A 17,879-nucleotide genomic window follows, 5' to 3' on the forward strand; every position below is an offset into this window, starting at 1 on the left:
ATATCATCTAAAAGTCACCTAAAGATGATAAAATGTAGATTTTTTTATTAGAAAGGAAAATTTTTATCTGTTATATAGAAGGTATTCTTCTGAATATTAGAGAATGTATAAAAACAGGTCATTTTACGAATAAATAGTCTTGTGTACCAGAGTGTATTTTTGAAATTTGACTTTTAAACCAGACTTATTGCTTATTTTATAAAAAAATACATAATATAGCATAAAAACGTGATAATATCATCAGAGATAGAAAAAAATTAAGAACCGGAAGGGGAAAATGAAAGACAAATGAATAGTTTTTATAGCAAGGTCATGTTATTTCTAGTCGCTGCTGTTTTAGTGATTTCCAGTATAGGGCTCAGCCCCGCATCCGCTTGGACACCATTTAAGGATGTATCATCAAGTGATGTTGAAATTGATTACTTATATGATAGAGGACTTATTAAAGGAATTTCGAGCAATCAATTTGGACCTGACTATTCAGTAACACGTGAACAAGCGGCTACATTGATCGGCCGCGCACTTGGATTAAATGGAACAGAGAGAAAAACCAAATTTTCCGATGTGAGTGCGACAAGCTACAGCTCAGGCTATATTCAATCAGCTGTAGACAAAGGGATTATTACCGGTTATCCCGATGGCAGTTTCAAGCCGAAACAAACAATGACTCGTGGTGAGATGGCATACTTGTTAAGCCGCGCATTCAACTTGTCGAAAACAAGTACTGTGTTCTTTACAGATATCAAACAAGATTCAAGCAGCACAAGCCTTTACACAGCAGTTAACAAAATTGCGACTGCCGGCATTTCCAACGGAACCGGCGCAGGAAGCTATTCTCCAAACAAAGCTTTGATCAGAGAAGAATTCGCAATCTTCCTGGCACGCGCTTTGGAACCAAAATTCAAAGTTGCTTTCCAAAATGCAACAATCGCTAAATTATACTCAACTACTGATAATTTAAATGTCCGTTCAGGCCCATCTACAAGCTATAAAGTAGTCGGCCAAATCCATACGAACAATGAAGTTCAAGTTTACGGCTACAGCGGCAACTGGGTTTATGGTAAATCCGGAAACCTGACAGGTTACTTCAGCCTTTCTTACCTGGCAAAAGCAACATCTAAAGAATCTCGCGTAATGGTGATCGATGCCGGCCACGGCGGTTCTGATCCAGGAGCGGTTGCAAACGGCTTGCGTGAAAAAGACGTAAACCTTGATGTAGCACTTCGCGTCGAAAGAATGCTGAAAGCAAAAGGCATCACTGTTTTGATGATCCGCAGAACTGACGTATTCTACACCCTTGATTACCGCGCTGCTTACGGCGTGAAGAATGGCGCAGACGCTTTTGTCAGCATCCACGCCAACGCTTATACACCGGGAACAAGCGGTTCTGAAACTTTCTACTCAGCATCTGTTGCCAACGACAGCAAACAGCTTGCTACTTTCATCCAAAACCGTTTGTACAAAGCGATGGAGCATAATAACCGCGGCGTAAAAGAATACGATTACCGTGTTCTTGCAGCTAACCCGCTTCCTGCCGCTCTTGTAGAACTTGGATTCTTAACAAACTCAGGCGATGCTGCTAAATTGGCAACATCCACTTATAGAGAACGTTCAGCTTCAGCAATCGCTGAAGGAATCGAAGATTATTACGACTGGAAGCAACGATAAAAAAATATTATTTTTTCAAAAAACGGACTTTTAAAGTCCGTTTTTTTTGGGAAATAATATATACTGTACATATATACTATGTTTAGGAGGAAATTAATTGAAGAAAATAGGGATCACTTTTATTTTATTGGTGTTGCTAACATCCATCAGCATCACACCAGCCTTTGCAGCAACTTCCGACAATGATCTTGAAAAAGTGATCATCTCATTTGAAGACAGCATTGACTACAAGGCTCTCGAAAACATGGGCGCTGAAGTACATAGCGAACTGGACGCCATATCATCTGTCATTGCGACTATTCCTTCTACTACTGTAATGAAAGCCGATACAGAGGTATCGGTAAAGACTCTTTCCGACGAACCGATTTTCAAAGCAGCTGCCCAGCAGCCGTCTTGGGGCTATCATCACATTAAGGCCCCAAGCGCTTTAAAGCTCGGCTACACAGGTAAAGGCGTGAAAATCGCTGTCATCGATTCAGGCATCAATTCCAAACACCCTGACCTATCGGTGGCAGGCGGCGCATCGATGATTGAAAATGCATCGCCATTTACAGACGGCGCTGGCCACGGCACACATGTAGCCGGTGTAATCGCCGCATTGAATAATACAATCGGCGTTGTCGGCGCAGCTCCGGACGCTGATATATACTCGGTAAAAGTCCTGGCAAGCAGCGGCGCCGGCACCCTCGGAGACGTTTTGGACGGCATCCAATGGGCGATTGACCAGAAAATGGACATCATCAACCTTAGTTTGACAACAGACAGTTATATTCCTGAATTAGAGGCAATACTGCAAAAAGCAAATGACTTGGGCATCATCGTCGTTGCCGCTGCCGGCAATATCGAAACAGTCGATACCCGCGGCAATTATATTCAAGGTGAAGGGGATGTCTTGTATCCGGCCCGTTATAAATCAGTTATCGCAGTCGGATCCACTGACACCAACAATCGCTTGTCCGGCTTTTCCTACCGCGGCCCTTCTGTAGAACTGGTTGCACCAGGCCAAGGCATCTACAGCACCTTCACTAATATCCACACTTCGGGTCACGACGACTATAAAACAAGTGAAGGAACTTCTGTTTCAACACCATTCGTTTCTGCGGTATTCGCACAGTATAAAGAAGCATATCCGCATCTGACGAACGGACAATTACGCGCCACCGTCAAACGTGCTGTTGTCGATCTCGGACCTAAAGGCAAAGATAATCTGTACGGCCACGGACTTGTGCAATCCCTTCAATCGAAAGTTGCCTTGTTCCCGGATCTACGCACTAATTACTGGTATTCCGATTCAATCCAATACATCTTTGACCGCGGCATCGTCACCGGCTTCCCGGACGGCACTTACCGCCCAGACGCTACAATCACGCGTGCCGAAGCGATGACTATGATCGGCCGCGCACTTGAATTGAAGACAGATGCTTCAAAACATTACTTCAAAGACGTTAAAACAGGCTCTTACGCCGCTGGCTATATCAATAAAGCCTACGAACTCGGTTACATCAAAGGTGTCTCAAGCACCAGCTTCCATCCCGAAGCACCTATTAAACGAGGCGACATGGCCGTCATCATGAAACGCATATACGAACTCACTTCATCAGGCGGCAACACATTCTCTGATGTCGATACATCCAAATACTATGCAGAAGCCATCCAGGCCGCATACGAAAGCGGCATCGTCCAAGGCTACAACATCGACAACACATTCCGCCCCGAAGCCTCCATCACGCGGGCAGAAAACGCTGAAATCTTGAGCAAATCATTGAAACTGCAATAAAATATGAGATTTATAAGAGAGAGCCGTGCGGGTGTGCGGCTTTCTTTTTTGTTGGATTTTTTTGGGGAATGGTGTGGGTAGACAATGCGTGTGGGTGTGGCGGCGTGGGGGTGTGTTAGGTAAAGGGCTTTATACGATAGCAAATCTGCTCTATACGGCAGCAAACTGGCGCTATATGACACCAAATAGATTCTATACGACACTATATCACCGCTATACGAGACCATATCTCGATCCAAGCGAGTTGACCCACTATTACCCAAGATCGGGCGGCAACCGCCGCCCACTGGGCAGTCCGCTGTGCGGACTGCTTTCCATTCAGATGCACTTTTCACTTGGTGAGAGCCGAAGGAAATGTAAATTCATTAGATAAGAATCGCAAACCGTAAGATACAACTCCAAAAACGTAAGATAGAAATGCGAAATTATAAGATAGCCTCCCACAATCATAAGATAGAACTTCACCCATACGAGCCAACCCATTATTACCCAAGATCGGGCGGCACCGCCGCCCACTGGGCAGTCCGCTGTGCGGACTGCTTTCCATTCAAATGTCTTTTTCCGAGAAACCCGCATTAAAAGTCGACACGTTAACTAAATTCCCTTATACGTCCGCAACTCTCCTTCATACGACACCAAACAGAATTTATACGACACTAAATCACAGCTATGCGACACCATCACCTTCACTCAAGCAACTCAACCCACTATTACCCAAGATCGGGCGGCACCGCCGCCCACTGGGCAGTCCGCTGTGCGGACTGCTTTCCATTCGAATGCACTTTTCTTCCCGAGAAACCCTCAATTATATTGTCCACGTTAACTAAATTCCCATATACGTCATCAACTCCCCACCATACGACACCAAACTCATGCTATACGACACTAAAAGTAAGCTATACGACACCAATTCCCCGCTATCCGTCAACATCCCCTCTCAAACAAAAAAACCGCCTGCCCCACTAGGGACAGGCGGTTTGCTATTTTATTGATTGATTGAGTTGTAGATGAATTGAGCAAATTCAGCTCTTGTAGCATTAGCGTTTGGTTTGAATGATCCGTCATCGTAGCCTTTAGCCAAGTTGCTTGATGCAACTTTGATGATTGAAGATTCAGCCCAGTGGCCGCCGATATCAGTGAATGACACTGAAGAGTTAGATGCTTTCATTGCGTAAGCTTTAGTCAGCAAAGCGCTGATTTCAGCACGAGTGATTTTAGCGTCTGGCGCATAGTTGCCGTTGCCGCGTCCATCGATGATGCCTTTTTTGTAAACTGCGTTGATGTAGCCTGCTGCCCAGTGCTTAGAAGATACATCGTTGAATGATGTTCCAGCGACTGGTGCGATTCCAAGTGATTTAGCGATCATTGTTGCCGCTTCTGCTCTTGTTACAGAGTTGTTCGGTTTGAATTCGCTGTGTGCATAACCAGTGATGATGTTTTTCGTGCTCAATTCTGTGATTGGCGCGTAAGCCCAGAATGATTTAGAAACATCATAGTACTGGCCTTTTGGAAGATCAGGTTTTGGCGCTGGTGCCGGAGCTGGCGCCGGTTTTGGTGCTGATACTGGTGCTACTGCTTCTTTGACACTTGACAAGCGCTTAGCGCCTGCATATTTAGGAGCCCAATACGGGTTAGTGTTAATGTTTGAGATTTCAATTCCGCCGCTTTCAGCTGAAATGACATTGCCATTTCCGATGTAGATTCCTGTATGTGAGATTCCCGGCTTATATGTATTTGCGAAAAATACTAGATCGCCTTTTTTAAGGTTACTCTTGGAAACTGCTGTGCCTACATTGAATTGTTCTGCTGATGTTCTTGGCAAGCTAATGCCGAAGTTACCGTAAACGTATCTGATATATCCTGAGCAATCGAATCCTGAAGGTGTTGTTCCGCCCCATTTGTATGGAACGCCTTTAAATTTAAGAGCATATTCTGCAATTTGGTCTGGTGTTGCTCCACTGGCTGCGTCGGCTTCACTAGTCATCATTGGTGCTGCTGAAATTAATAGTACAGCAATCATCATAAGCATTATACGTTTCTTCAAATCGTCACCTCTATAAGTTAGTGGATTCTGGATGCTGATCAGACACCGAATCAAATTTCTTTTTTTGAAATACCTTTGTTGCATATTTAGATACTAACAGAATAAACATCATAAGTAGGTTACAGTTATATTACAGTTATGTAACAAGTGCTATTTCTATGTTTATTATTGGAAGAGAAGGGTATTTATTAACGTTTTCAAGTCAAATCAACTTAAATAAAACCTGATTTTATTGCAGTAAAAAAGCCCTTCAGACGTTGATCTGAAGGGCTTTTTCTATATATTATTATAATTAATCCCGATCTTCTCCCCAACATTCCGTATTTTTTAATCCTGGAATGTCTTTTGCGTAAAATTCGGGATTTTTTCCTGCTTTTCGTTGTTTCGTGTAATCATCGAGCACTTTGAAGGCCGTGTTACCTAACAGTGCTATAACAATTAAGTTGAGAACAGCCATGAGGCCCATGAACAAATCGGCCATATTCCACACAAGGCTTACTTGCGCCAATGCGCCGAACATTACCATTGCCAATACGCCGAAACGGTAAGCTGTCAACCAGCCACTGTGCGCATTGATGAATTCGATGTTCGTTTCACCGTAATAATAGTTCCCGATAATCGAGCTGAATGCGAAGAACAGAATCGCAATCGCCAGGAAGTAAGGAGCCCAGTCACCTACATGTACGCCAAGAGATGCCTGCGTAAGAAGAATTCCTTCCTGCTCACTTGTGCCATAAAGATCAGCCAGAATGATGATGAAAGCTGTAGCTGAACAGATGATGATCGTATCAAAGAATACACCCAGACTCTGTACAAGCCCTTGTTTAGCAGGATGCGATACGTTCGCTGATGCAGCCGCGTTCGGAACAGAACCCATACCGGCTTCGTTCGAGAAGAGACCGCGACGCACGCCTTGCATGATTGCAGCACCGATACCTCCACCGACAGCTTCTTCAAGGCCGAAAGCATTTTCGATGATCAGCATGAAGACTGCTGGAATTTCCGTAATATTCGTGATGACGATGAAGATAGCAACTATTAAGTAAAGAATCGCCATTACCGGCACGACTACCTGAGTAACTTTCGCGATTCGTTTGACGCCCCCAAAGATTACGATAGCAGCCAAAATGATCAATCCCAATCCTACCGTCCAATCCGGAATGTTAAAGACATCTCCGAACGACTGGGCGATGGTGTTGGACTGTACCGAGTTGAAAATAAACCCGAATGCCAGTGTCAGCAGTACCGCGAATACAATTCCCAGTTTCCGGTTGCCCAGCGCTTTCTCCATATAATAAGCCGGACCGCCGCGGAATTGCTCGCCGTCACGTACTTTATAAACCTGAGCCAATGTACTTTCAATGAAAGCTGTCGCCATACCGATCAGCGCAACCATCCACATCCAGAACACCGCTCCGGGTCCACCAATAGCAACCGCCAAGGCTACACCCGTAATGTTCCCCGTCCCAACGCGTGATGCCGTTGAAATGGTGAAGGCCTGGAAAGCCGAGACCCCTTTTTCGCCATCTTTCTTTTCACTGATGACGCGGAACATTTCGCCAAAAGCACGTACTTGCACAAATTTTGTGCGGATCGTGAAATAGACGCCCAAGCCTAATAATAGAGCGATCAATATGTATGTCCATAATAAGTTATTACCCTCGTCAACGATCCACGTCAACGCGTCTAAAATTGCATCCATTGTAAAAATCCTCCTCTAAGATGAACCAAACTTGTTTTCTATACCCTTAAAGACGGTCCAGAAAACCTGCACTCGGTGGCAGTATTCCGCAAAAGAAATTACTTAAGATTCAAACTTTTTATCGTTCAAATTAATAAAACCCTCTTTTTTTCAAGAGGGTTTTTCCTTTTGCTCTATCCACTTTATCAGATTGCAATTTTAAGCGGCAGAGTCATAAGCATTAATTGAGTCAATTATTTCCCGGGAAATGTTTTCAAGCGTTCTTCAGTGTTTCCGCCAAAACACGCGCACCTATATCAAGTGCATCCGGATTGAATGTCATATTGGGATGATGAAGTCCCGGCGTCAAATTCGCGCCGACACCGATCATCGCCGCTTTCAATTTGGGTTTTCGAATCGTATAGAAATGAAAATCATCCGCGCCAGGCGTATGCAACGATTCGGCTGTATTCTCGTCGCCAATCACATGCCGGATTGCAGTCTGCGCAATTGCCATCGCTTCATCCGACACTTCCGCAGCCGGCGTGTAATCCGTCCATTCCCAATCGATGCCGACATTATAAAGCATGGATAGCGAGGCAAACCCTTCATCGATGCGTTTCCGCAACTCATCCATTAATTCATTCGACTGTGAGCGGACATCGAGCGCAAACGTCGCGCTTCCCGGAATGATATTCAAACTTTCCTCGCCCATCTGAACATTCGTCAACTTCGCCGAATAAGATTCGAACGGTGAAAAATAAACCGACTTCACGAATTGGTGAATCGCCGCAATAACGTCCATCGCATTTCTGCCCTGATGCGGACGAGCCCCATGCGCGTCGTCTCCTGTAATTTTCCCCCGCAGGAAAATCCCTGCTCCGTGATGCAGTGCCGGCGACACTTTACCAAGCGGCAATTCTTCCGCCGGACGCAGGTGGACGCCAAACAAATGACTGACTCCTTCCACCGCTCCCCGCTCGATCATCGACAGCGAACCATTGCCTTGTTCTTCCGCAGGCTGGAAGATAAAACGCACACGTTTCGTCAGTGTTTCATTCCGCAGATACAATAAGGCACCGAGCACCATCGCCATATTCGCGTCGTGGCCGCAGGAATGATTCGCCTGCATCGTCCCTCCGACTTCCTGCCAAAGCGCATCAATGTCTGCGCGCACTGCCACAATCTCATCACCTTCACCAATTTCCGCAATCAAACCGGTGAGGTCGTCGAAAATATTATAACGGACATCCAGCTCATTCATGATATCCTGCAATTTCTGTGTCGTCTTGAATTCCTTCCAGCTGACTTCCGGATTCGCATGAAAATGATCAAAGTATCGCTGAATCTGCTGTTTGATTTCCATTCTTATTCACCTTTCCCTTCAACTGTCGCCATTTTAGAAGCAAGCTTGTTTAATTGGCCCAAATCGACCTCTATGCCAAGCCCCGGCTTGCCGCTCAATTTCACGTAAGGCAATTCGTAATGCAAATCACCGATTTCCTCCGCAAATAAAAGCGGTCCTGTCAGCTCAGCTGTTTGGATATTCCTGCGCGACATAACCGCGTGATAGCCTGCCGCGGAACCAATAGAGGACTCAACCATCGAGCCGATCTGCGCTATGATTCCCGCTGCTTCAGCCGCTTTCGCCATCTGTACGGCCGGGAAAATCCCGCCTGCTTTCATCAATTTGATATTAATATAATCAGCTGCCTCCAGACGGATGATCTCCAGCACATCTTCCATAGTCTGCACGCTTTCATCCGCCATAATCGGCGTCGACACTTTGCGCCGTACTTCCGCAAGCCCACGGATATCCCCCATCCTAATCGGCTGTTCAATCCACGTGAGATTTGCGCCTTCGAGATAATTGATCGTTTGCACAGCGAGCCCGACCGTTTTCCATCCCTGATTCACATCTATCCGGATCGGCATCTCTTCGCCAACCACCTCGCGCACCGCATAAATCCGATCGATGTCGAGTGCGGCATCATCCAAGCCGACTTTCAGTTTCAAACTCGAGAAACCCTGTGCCACTGCCTTTTTCGCTTTCTCCGCCATAATTTCCGGCGCTTCAATGCTCAGCACTTTCGGATATTGCAGATTGTCATGCGCCTTTCCGCCAATCAAATTATAGACAGGCTGCCCCGTCGCTTTACCCATCAAATCATAACAGGCAATATCGATGGCGGCTTTTGCTGCCGGATTGCCTGCTATCGCTGCATCCATTTTATGATGGATATGCTCTATATCGAACGGGCTTTGGCCAATAACTTGCGGCACCAGCACATGCTTCAAAATTTCAAACGCCGCATCCACCTGCTCACCGGTCACATGCTCATCCGGCACCGCCTCGCCGTAGCCCACGATGCCATCGTCCGTTTGGAGCCTGACAATAATCGCCGCCATGCTCGGGTAGCTGGCATACGAAATGATGAACGGCTCTTTCAATGGAAAGTTCACCGCGTATATATCTGCTTTGCTGATTTTCATGTGGGTCCGCTCCTTTTGGGTGGTGGTTATGTATGATTGTATCTTTATTTGTGGGGGGTTGCTAGGGTGTTGGTGGCGTATAGCGGGGGATTGTTGACGTATAGCGGTGATTTGGTGGCGTATAGATTCATTTTGTTGTCGTATAGCGGTGGGTTGCTAACGTATAACAAGTTTTACTTAACGTACCGACTTTTCATACGACTCTCATCAAAAGAAAAGTGCATTCATAATGGAAAGCAGCCCGCCGCTATAGCGCGGACTGCCCAGTGGGCGGCGCTTCGGCCGCCGCCCGATCTTAGGTAATAGTGGGTTGACTTGTTTGGGTGGAGGTGATGTTGACGTATAACGGTGATTTGGTGTCGTATAGATTCATTTTGGTGTCGTATAGCGAGGGTTTGCTACCGCATAGCACCTTTTACTTAACGTACCGTCTTTTTCTGTATCTCTCCGGAAAAGCGGACCTCCTAAAAAAAGACATTCATTTTTCATGAATGTCCACTTGTATATTCAAATAATATTTCCTCGTTTTATTATTGTCGACGTTTTTATATATATGACTTTTGAGTATTCTTCTAGCTGTTGAGACATATTCCAACTCCAAAAAGTCCTTGCATTCCGCAACTGTAATACTTGGTTTTATTAGCATGAACCACTCCTGAATTGCTTGGTGATGCGCCTCAGGGTTTCTAAGTCCACAAGTCTCGCACATCCAGCTGCGCTTGATTTTATTCATTTTCGAAGATTTACAGTCTGGACAAAATACGCCCTTACTAATTTCGTTTGGAGCAATATTATTCTTGGGTGCAAGTGGAAACGGATTAAAATCGGAATAGAGACTCAGTAATCGCTGGCCAAGCCTATGCAAATCATCGATGGAGAGGATTTTCGGCGGCATATTGAAATTTTGCAAGCGAATCATAACTTCATCTGCACTCCAAATAACCGAACCGGGGGGCGAATCTTCAACAATTTGATTTGGATAAGCAATCACCAGAAACGCATGAACTGGCAGAGAGACGTTGAGGCTTTTCAGCAGCTTTTCAAATTTCCACTTCGCCATTTCCATCTGCACCAGCGGACTTTTAAGGCCGCGCTCCACCCCGGAAGCTGTCGTTTGACGCAGTGTACTTGGATTTATCGTGAAACGGAGGCGCCCAGATATATTTTTTACTTCCAATAAAATCACGCAGGACTGGGTCAATAAAATCGTATCGATCTGCAGTTCAATATTCGAGGAAATTGAGTAATCCTGGATAATTAAATACGGGTAAACAGGGTTGAAATATTTCATCAGCTGATCGAGTCGTTCCTCTCCTCCATAGCCCGCGTTGGTGGACTTAAGCAGATCTTCAATAATCTCTCTTTTCGGATGATAAACGGGTAATCTTTTCAACATTGCTTCATATCCTGCAATTTTAGCTGGCTTTTTTCGGTACTTGATAATTATTATAGCCACCCCTCTATCAATAGTAGCATAGCCTATTGGATTATTCCATATTTATCCAAATATGAATTTTGAAGCCTCATATGGCTTCAAAAATGAGATTTGACTATGATATTAATTGCTATTTGATGATTTTTTGATTATTGATGAGAAGGAGGTGCTTGGATAGAACGTTGTTATCGTATAACCGTGGTTTGGTGACGTATAGATTCATTTTGGTGTCGTATAGCGATGATTTGCTGACGTATAGCCCCTTTTACTTAACGTGCCGACTTTTAGACGGCTCGCACCAAAAGAAAAGAGCATTCGATTGGAAAGCAGCCCGCATCGCAGACTGCCCAGTGGGCGGCGCTTCGGCCGCCGCACGATCATTTCAGATAGTGGGTTGACTCGTTTGGGTGGAGGTTTGTTATCGTATAGCCGTGATTTAGTGTCGTATAGATTCTATTTAGTGTCGTATAGCGATGAAATGCTGACGTATAACGAATTTTAGTTAACGTGCAGACTTTTTAAACGACTCTCATCAAAAGAAAAGTGCATTCATAATGGAAAGCAGTCCGCCGCCAGCGCGGACTGCCCAGTGGGCGGCGCTTCGGCCGCCGCCCGATCCATTCAGATAGTGGGTGGACTCGTTTGGGTGGAGGTTTGTTACCGTATAGCCGTGATTTAGTGTCGTATAGATTCATTTTGGTATCGTATAGCGAAGAGATGCTGACGTATAGCCCCTTTTACTTAACGTGCAGACTTTTTTATCAGCTCTCCTCATAAGAAACCCACCAAAAAAAGCCCCCTCACAGGCGGCTTTTCACTGGTATACTCAATATCATTTCCTCCAGCAACGCTGGCATCTGCTCGAATGCGTTTTTGATGTGGAGGCGTTCGGTACGTTTATGGGCATCCTTGCCGAATTGGCCAATGTTGAGGACTGGCGCTGTCAATTGCTTCATGGCCTGGAACGGGATGCTGTAGGAATCGCCGTATACCGGCGTGTTGTTTTCGTAAGTGACCCAGCCGTCTTCCTGGTCGCCGTAATTGACATAGCTCAAATCGGAAATGCCGTTGAAGTAATGGATTTGATTGAGCTCATAGCCGAATTTTTCCTTGGCGTTTTCCGTGATCTGCTCGACGCAGCGTTTGACCAGGTCGTCTTCTGATGAGTTGACCGCCGGATAATATGGCGGCGCGAACATGATGACGATTGCCGGCGTGAGCTCCTGACAATTGAGCAGCAGGATGTCGGTGATATGCATCGATTTCTCGCGCACGTCCCATTCCGGATGCATCAATGTGTCATGAATCAAATCGTTGAAATATTCAAGCCCGAATTTCTCAAGTGCGTATTTCACCAGATTTTCATAGCGCATAACCTGGATTTCGCCTACGGGCTCGATGTTTTCATTGCGGCACATCGAACGGTAGTCGGCCATGCAATGGTCGGCGGCATCATTTGCCACGCCTTCGAACAAGTCGAAAACTTCTTTGGCGCTATGTTCCATCGTGAAGACATTGTACATCGCATATGTGCGGTACGGCGTCTGCGCGGAATAGGAATTCTTGATATCACGTTGCGTCAGGGTTACCGGCAGCGGCGTCGTTTCACCGTAGACCGTTTCCTTGAACGACGGATTCCATTCCATCCGGTGCGTCAGATATGTCGAGATATAGCTCGATGTGATGCCTGACAACGGTTCGCCGACATGTGTCTCTTTACCGTAGAACATGGCGGATGGCATGATTTTGCCGATTGATCCAGTGTAAATATAATGGTCCTGGTCTCCTGGCTTCTGCGCGAATGAAGGCTCGCCGTTCAGGAATAAAATATATTCGAGTCCGTATTCCCGTTCGAGATCCAGTAATTTACCGACGCTGTAGCGCATGCCGGCAGAATTCACTTCTTCGTCTGGAACGGACAATAATACCAAGTTAATCCGCCATTCATTTGCGGCAGCTTTTTCGAGCATTGCCATGTGCATCGCAAGGCCCGCTTTCATATCCATCGTGCCGCGGCCGAAAAGATATTCACCGGAATCGAGATCCGCTTGGGCGTATTCATCCAATTCATCGCGGAAATCCTTCAAGGCCTCCGTCAATTCGACAGGCATACAGGCAAGCGGTTCCAAATCACCGTATTCCTCCGTTTCAACCGTGTCGAAATGGCTCATCAGAACGATGGTGTCCGTTGCTTCCGGATGTTTATATAATGCGGTGACGTACTGGCGATCCCAATTGACTTCACCGAGGTAGATTTTTTCGGGATTTTCCTGGAAGTAAGGAATCTGCTCCAGTTTTTCCCTTAGTTTATAAGCGAATGCCACTTCCCCTTCAGACAATGTAATGCTGTTCCAGCTGACCATTTCACAAAGCAAGTCCTTCAATTTCTCCGGTGTTCCCCATAATAGACCCATAACTTATCCCCTCTCCGTCACCTGCACAGATTTCAGCCATTCGGCCATCCGCTCCATCGCCTGCTCCAATGTCGGCATCGCATATGCGTACGAAATGCGCAGGAAACCTTCACCGTATTGAGTAAAAGCTGAGCCTGGCACTGCCGCAACGCCCCCTTCTTTCAACAGGCGCGTAGCGAACTCGAATGAAGTAAGGCCAAATTTCTCGATGGATGGAAATATGTAAAAAGCACCTGTCGGCTTGACGACATCAAATCCCATTTCGATTAATTTTCCATAAACATAATCACGCCGCGTCTTATATGCATCGTTCATTTCATCCGGCACAAAACGGTTATTGCGCAGCGCTTCGATTGCCGCATGCTGGCTCGGCAACGACGCGCACACCGTATTATACTGATGCACTTTTAACACATGCTGCAAATATTCCTGCGGCCCAAGCAAAAAGCCCATCCGCCAGCCCGTCATCGAATGCGATTTCGACAGGCCATGCACCAGGAATGTCCGATCTTTGATGTCGTTATAGCACGCGAATGAAAAATGCTGCCCCTCGAAGACATTCTCGGAATAGATTTCATCCGAAATGATGAATACTTCGTGCTTTTTCAACACTTCAACCAATGCATCGGTTTCTTCTTTATTCAAGCTGACACCCGTCGGATTCGAAGGGAAATTGAATAGCACAGCTTTTGTTTTATTCGTGATGGCCGCTTCCAAACGCTCCGGATCCGGCACAAGTCCAGTATCCGACGTATCGAGCAGAACCGCTTTGCCGCCGTTCAATTCGATGAGCGGCACATAGCCCGTATAGCAAGGCGCCGGTATAATGACTTCGTCGCCTTCTTCAATAATGGTTCGAAGCAGCGAATCGAGTCCTTCACTGGCACCGTTTGTAATGATGATTTCTGTCTGCGGATTATAAGACAAACCGTACGTGTCACCGAAAAACGCCGCAACTTCCTGGCGCAGCTCGATCAGCCCCGCATTATGGGAATAGCTGGTTTTATTAACTGCGATCGCCTCCATACCGGCTTTCTTCACCGCTTCCGGCGTCGGAAAATCGGGCTGGCCGATCGTCAAATTGATGGCATCGGGATAATCGACCAGCTGATTGAAAAACTGGCGGATGCCCGATATAACGAGCGCTTCGGCCCGTGGATTAAGGGATAATGTCATAATAATCTCCGTTCCATTCTATTTTCTTCTATTATATTCTTTTCGCGCTGAATAATAACAGGGAGGATACTCATAAAGATTGTTAATTTAAGCAATAAACCCTCGGCTTACGCAACGTTTGCCCTGCTGTCCTCATCATAATTAATAATGCGGAATTGGACAAGGGAAAACGGTTGGGTTGTGTATGGGTGATTTCTATTTTGATCTTTCTCCTTTGGTGAGAGCCATTGGAAAAGTCGGTTCGTTAAGTAAGATACGCTATACGTCAACAAACCGTCGCTATACGTAACAAAATTATCTTATACGACACTAAATCTCCTCTATACGACAACAACATTCCCCCAACCGACAACAACCACCACACACAACAAAAAAACGATCCAGCATCAGCCGAACCGTTTCCTTCTTTTATTTAATAAATCTTCTGCCGCACCTGAGCCGAATAGGACGCCGATGACGATCAGCACAAAGCCGCCCAGGTGGCCAGGCAGGATGGTTTCATTTAGAATGATGGCCGCGGCGATCAGTGAGAACAGCGTGTTGAGGTTCATGAAGATGGCCGCTTTCGTGGGGCCGGCCTGGCCGATTGAATAATTATAGAGCATGTGGCCGACGGATGTGCCGAGCACGGCCGAGAAGATGAATGCCAGCCAGAACACGGATGGAACGTCCGCGAATGCGGCCATGCCGCCTGGTTCCTGCACGAGTGAGATGAGGAACAGCACGACGCTGCCGGTGATGAACATATAGCCCGTCATCAGGCGCGGATCCAGATTTTTTGCCGCATTGGCGATGACGATATAGCTGAGCACCTGCGTCAGGATCGAGATGAAGACGAACAGGTCACCGATATTCATGCCGCTCGTCGGACCGCTGCCAACGCGCACGGTGATGACCACTCCGGCAAGGCCTATGATGACACCGAGCCATTGCAGGCGCGACGGATAATTGCGCATGATGAGCGACACGAGCACCGCCGTCAGCATCGGACCTGTACCAAGGATCAGCCCGGCGTTCGTGCCGGTCGTCAATGTCAGCGCATTCGACAGGAAATAATGATGCGAGACGACATTTAATAATGCGCCGAGCAAGATATATTTCCAGTCGACGCGCGTGGGCCAGCGCAGCAAGCGGAAATACGCGAGAATGACGAAGACTGAAATCCCTGCGAGGAGAATCCGGAATGTCGTCAGCGTAACGGGGCCGACAAATTCGACCATATATTTAACTGTTGCGAGATTAAATCCCCAAACGATCATGACGCCTGTCAGGATCATGTATACTTTCCATTGCTTCAATCCAGTCATGCCTTCTTTCGGGTTTCGAATAACTATTCATTTTACGCCCTGTCGACTGGAAAGTAAATAACTATCCCGCATAATCATAAGCCTTTCGCCCGATCAGCAAACTGAATGCGATGAACGCAACCAGCGACAGCAGCACCGGAAACGTCACGGTGTGGACGCCGAGCAGATTGCCGTATTCCTGGTTATAGAAATGCAGCGCGACATAGGTGCCGATTCCCGTAATCATCGACGCGATGGCACCGTATTTATTGCCCCATTTCCAGTAAAGCCCGAGCACGACCGGCCAGATAAAGGCCGCTTCCAAACCGCCGAACGCGAATAAATTCAGGAAGATCAACAAGTCTGGCGGGTCGAGTGCCAATAGGAATACGCCGATTCCGAGCATCGCCGTTACACCGAACGAGATGCGCTTGATGGTTTTCAATTCCGCTTCAGGTTTTATGTAATTCAAATAGACGTCACGGACAATCGACGAACTGACGATTAAAAGAAGCGAATCGACTGTCGACATGATTGCCGCCATCGGTGCCGCGAGCACAATTCCCGCGAGCCATGCCGGCAAGGTTTCCAGCGCTATCAGCGGAATGACTTTATCGCCGACATCGATGCCCGGCAGAATCGGACGCGCGAATACGCCGATAAGGTGCATATTGAGCATGATGATACCGGTGACAAGCGTACCGATGATCAGCGCGCGGTGCATCGAGCGCGAGTTTTTATAGGACATCGCCCGTACGGCAATCTGAGGCAAACCCACAACGCCGACGCCGACGAGTATCCAGAAAGACGATACATAAGCCGCTGATAAATTGCCTTCCGCTCCGTATGGCGTGACGAGATTCGGGTTTTCATTGATTAAATCCTGGACGATATTCGGAATCCCACCGCCCGCGAATATGACCGCGATGAGCAAAATCAGGGTTCCGACCAGCATGACCGCTCCCTGCACAGCATCCGTCAGCGCAACCGCGCGGAATCCGCCGATGGTGACGTAGACCAGCACGGACACAGCGAACAGGAATAGCGCCGAGTTATACGACAGCCCGGTCAGCGATTCGATCAGCCGCGCACCGCCGATCCACTGTGCTGCCATGGCGGAGAATAAGAAAATGATGATGCTGAGCGCAGACAATAAAACCACGGCTTTGCTGTCGTAACGCGCTTTCAGGAAGTCGATCATCGTCACCGCTTTATAGCGGCGCGCCATGATCGCGAATTTCTTGCCGAGAATCATCAGCACGAAATAACCGGTGACCACTTGCGTCATCGCGAGCAGCACCCAGCCAAAGCCCATTGTATAAGCCGTTCCGGGACCCCCCAGGAAACTCGACGCGCTGCCGTAAGTGGCGACCATCGTCATCGCCAGCACAAAGCCGCCAAGTTCGCGGCCACCTAAGAAGTAATCAGCAATGAAATTCGAGGACGACGCCAGTTTGCGGCTCGACCAATAGCCGATAAAGAAGATGAGGATCAAAAAGATGATCATCGGTATCAAAACAGCATAATTCATCGTTTCTCCTCCTCTTCCTCTTCAAACGGCACTTCCACAAAGAAGAATTTCACAATGATGATCACCAGCACCGCGATGACCAGGAAGCCTACCACACAACTGTAGAAGAACCACGCCGGCAAGCCGAAGACATACGTGTATTCTTCCACTGGCGCCGAGCCCATGCCATAGGCAAAGCCAAACCACCAAACAAAATTGAACAGCGCCAACCCCACGCCGATCAGCGCTTCCCGGTGGGCAATCTTAAACCGCCAATCCGTCTCGTTCATCTATCTCACTCCGTTTCTGTTCTTATCATTTTTTAATAGTACCATTATTTTCTAGAATGAATAATGCTGTGCGGCGATTTTCTTTTAGGGCGGATTTGCTGAGCT

General features: G+C 47.0%; 12 protein-coding genes. 2 read left to right on the forward strand and 10 right to left on the reverse strand.

Annotated elements, in window-relative coordinates; translation table 11 throughout:
* The first annotated feature begins 288 nt into the window (after positions 1-288).
* Entirely contained in the window at positions 289-1,668 is a 1,380-nt protein-coding gene (locus AC2Q9J_RS09550) for an N-acetylmuramoyl-L-alanine amidase (protein WP_499039338.1), read from the forward strand.
* Between the two features lie 97 nt (positions 1,669-1,765).
* The gene (locus AC2Q9J_RS09555) at positions 1,766-3,445 is read left to right on the forward strand and encodes a S8 family peptidase (protein ID WP_499039340.1); all 1,680 of its coding nucleotides are present in this window, start codon (positions 1,766-1,768) and stop codon (positions 3,443-3,445) included.
* 985 nt (positions 3,446-4,430) lie between these two features.
* On the opposite strand, the gene AC2Q9J_RS09560 is transcribed toward AC2Q9J_RS09555, so the two are convergent.
* From AC2Q9J_RS09560 to AC2Q9J_RS09605, 10 genes are all read right to left on the reverse strand, one after another.
* A complete protein-coding gene (locus AC2Q9J_RS09560) occupies positions 4,431-5,489 on the reverse strand; it encodes a C40 family peptidase (protein WP_499039342.1) in 1,059 nt (352 codons plus the stop codon).
* A gap of 292 nt (positions 5,490-5,781) precedes the next feature.
* Entirely contained in the window at positions 5,782-7,191 is a 1,410-nt protein-coding gene (locus tag AC2Q9J_RS09565) for an alanine/glycine:cation symporter family protein (protein WP_499039344.1), read from the reverse strand.
* A 253-nt stretch (positions 7,192-7,444) separates the two neighbouring features.
* Positions 7,445-8,536 carry an amidohydrolase gene (locus AC2Q9J_RS09570; protein WP_499039346.1) on the reverse strand — a complete coding sequence of 364 codons (1,092 nt, stop codon included), beginning with the start codon at positions 8,534-8,536 and terminating at the stop codon, positions 7,445-7,447.
* A gap of 2 nt (positions 8,537-8,538) precedes the next feature.
* Positions 8,539-9,663 (reverse strand): mandelate racemase/muconate lactonizing enzyme family protein, encoded by a 1,125-nt coding sequence (locus tag AC2Q9J_RS09575; RefSeq protein ID WP_499039348.1) that lies wholly within the window; start codon positions 9,661-9,663, stop codon positions 8,539-8,541.
* A gap of 478 nt (positions 9,664-10,141) precedes the next feature.
* The gene (locus tag AC2Q9J_RS09580; protein ID WP_499039349.1) at positions 10,142-11,059 is read right to left on the reverse strand and encodes a nuclease-related domain-containing protein; all 918 of its coding nucleotides are present in this window, start codon (positions 11,057-11,059) and stop codon (positions 10,142-10,144) included.
* Positions 11,060-11,898: 839 nt separating this feature from the next.
* A complete protein-coding gene (locus AC2Q9J_RS09585) occupies positions 11,899-13,512 on the reverse strand; it encodes a M20/M25/M40 family metallo-hydrolase (protein WP_499039351.1) in 1,614 nt (537 codons plus the stop codon).
* Positions 13,513-13,515: 3 nt separating this feature from the next.
* On the reverse strand, positions 13,516-14,688 hold the full coding sequence (locus tag AC2Q9J_RS09590) for an aminotransferase class I/II-fold pyridoxal phosphate-dependent enzyme (RefSeq protein ID WP_499039353.1): 1,173 nt from the start codon (positions 14,686-14,688) through the stop codon (positions 13,516-13,518).
* Positions 14,689-15,074: 386 nt separating this feature from the next.
* Positions 15,075-15,986, reverse strand: a complete 912-nt coding sequence (locus AC2Q9J_RS09595) for a DMT family transporter (protein ID WP_499039738.1) — start codon at positions 15,984-15,986, stop codon at positions 15,075-15,077.
* 70 nt (positions 15,987-16,056) lie between these two features.
* A complete protein-coding gene (panF, locus tag AC2Q9J_RS09600) occupies positions 16,057-17,505 on the reverse strand; it encodes a sodium/pantothenate symporter (protein WP_499039355.1) in 1,449 nt (482 codons plus the stop codon).
* Positions 17,502-17,774, reverse strand: a complete 273-nt coding sequence (locus tag AC2Q9J_RS09605) for a YhdT family protein (RefSeq protein WP_112221188.1) — start codon at positions 17,772-17,774, stop codon at positions 17,502-17,504. The genes panF and AC2Q9J_RS09605 overlap by 4 nt, the downstream gene beginning before the upstream one ends.
* Positions 17,775-17,879: the final 105 nt, after the last annotated feature.

It is taken from the genome of Planococcus sp. RAB007_Raresut, assembly GCF_057369535.1.

Excerpts from the sequence above, each read along its gene's own strand:
- AC2Q9J_RS09605 (WP_112221188.1), bottom strand. The coding sequence starts at position 17,774 with ATGAACGAGACGGATTGGCGGTTTAAGATTGCCCACCGGGAAGCGCTG.
- AC2Q9J_RS09550 (WP_499039338.1), top strand. The coding sequence starts at position 289 with ATGAATAGTTTTTATAGCAAGGTCATGTTATTTCTAGTCGCTGCTGTT.
- AC2Q9J_RS09590 (WP_499039353.1), bottom strand. The coding sequence starts at position 14,688 with ATGACATTATCCCTTAATCCACGGGCCGAAGCGCTCGTTATATCGGGC.
- panF (WP_499039355.1), bottom strand. The coding sequence starts at position 17,505 with ATGAATTATGCTGTTTTGATACCGATGATCATCTTTTTGATCCTCATC.
- AC2Q9J_RS09585 (WP_499039351.1), bottom strand. The coding sequence starts at position 13,512 with ATGGGTCTATTATGGGGAACACCGGAGAAATTGAAGGACTTGCTTTGT.
- AC2Q9J_RS09570 (WP_499039346.1), bottom strand. The coding sequence starts at position 8,536 with ATGGAAATCAAACAGCAGATTCAGCGATACTTTGATCATTTTCATGCG.
- AC2Q9J_RS09580 (WP_499039349.1), bottom strand. The coding sequence starts at position 11,059 with ATGTTGAAAAGATTACCCGTTTATCATCCGAAAAGAGAGATTATTGAA.
- AC2Q9J_RS09565 (WP_499039344.1), bottom strand. The coding sequence starts at position 7,191 with ATGGATGCAATTTTAGACGCGTTGACGTGGATCGTTGACGAGGGTAAT.
- AC2Q9J_RS09575 (WP_499039348.1), bottom strand. The coding sequence starts at position 9,663 with ATGAAAATCAGCAAAGCAGATATATACGCGGTGAACTTTCCATTGAAA.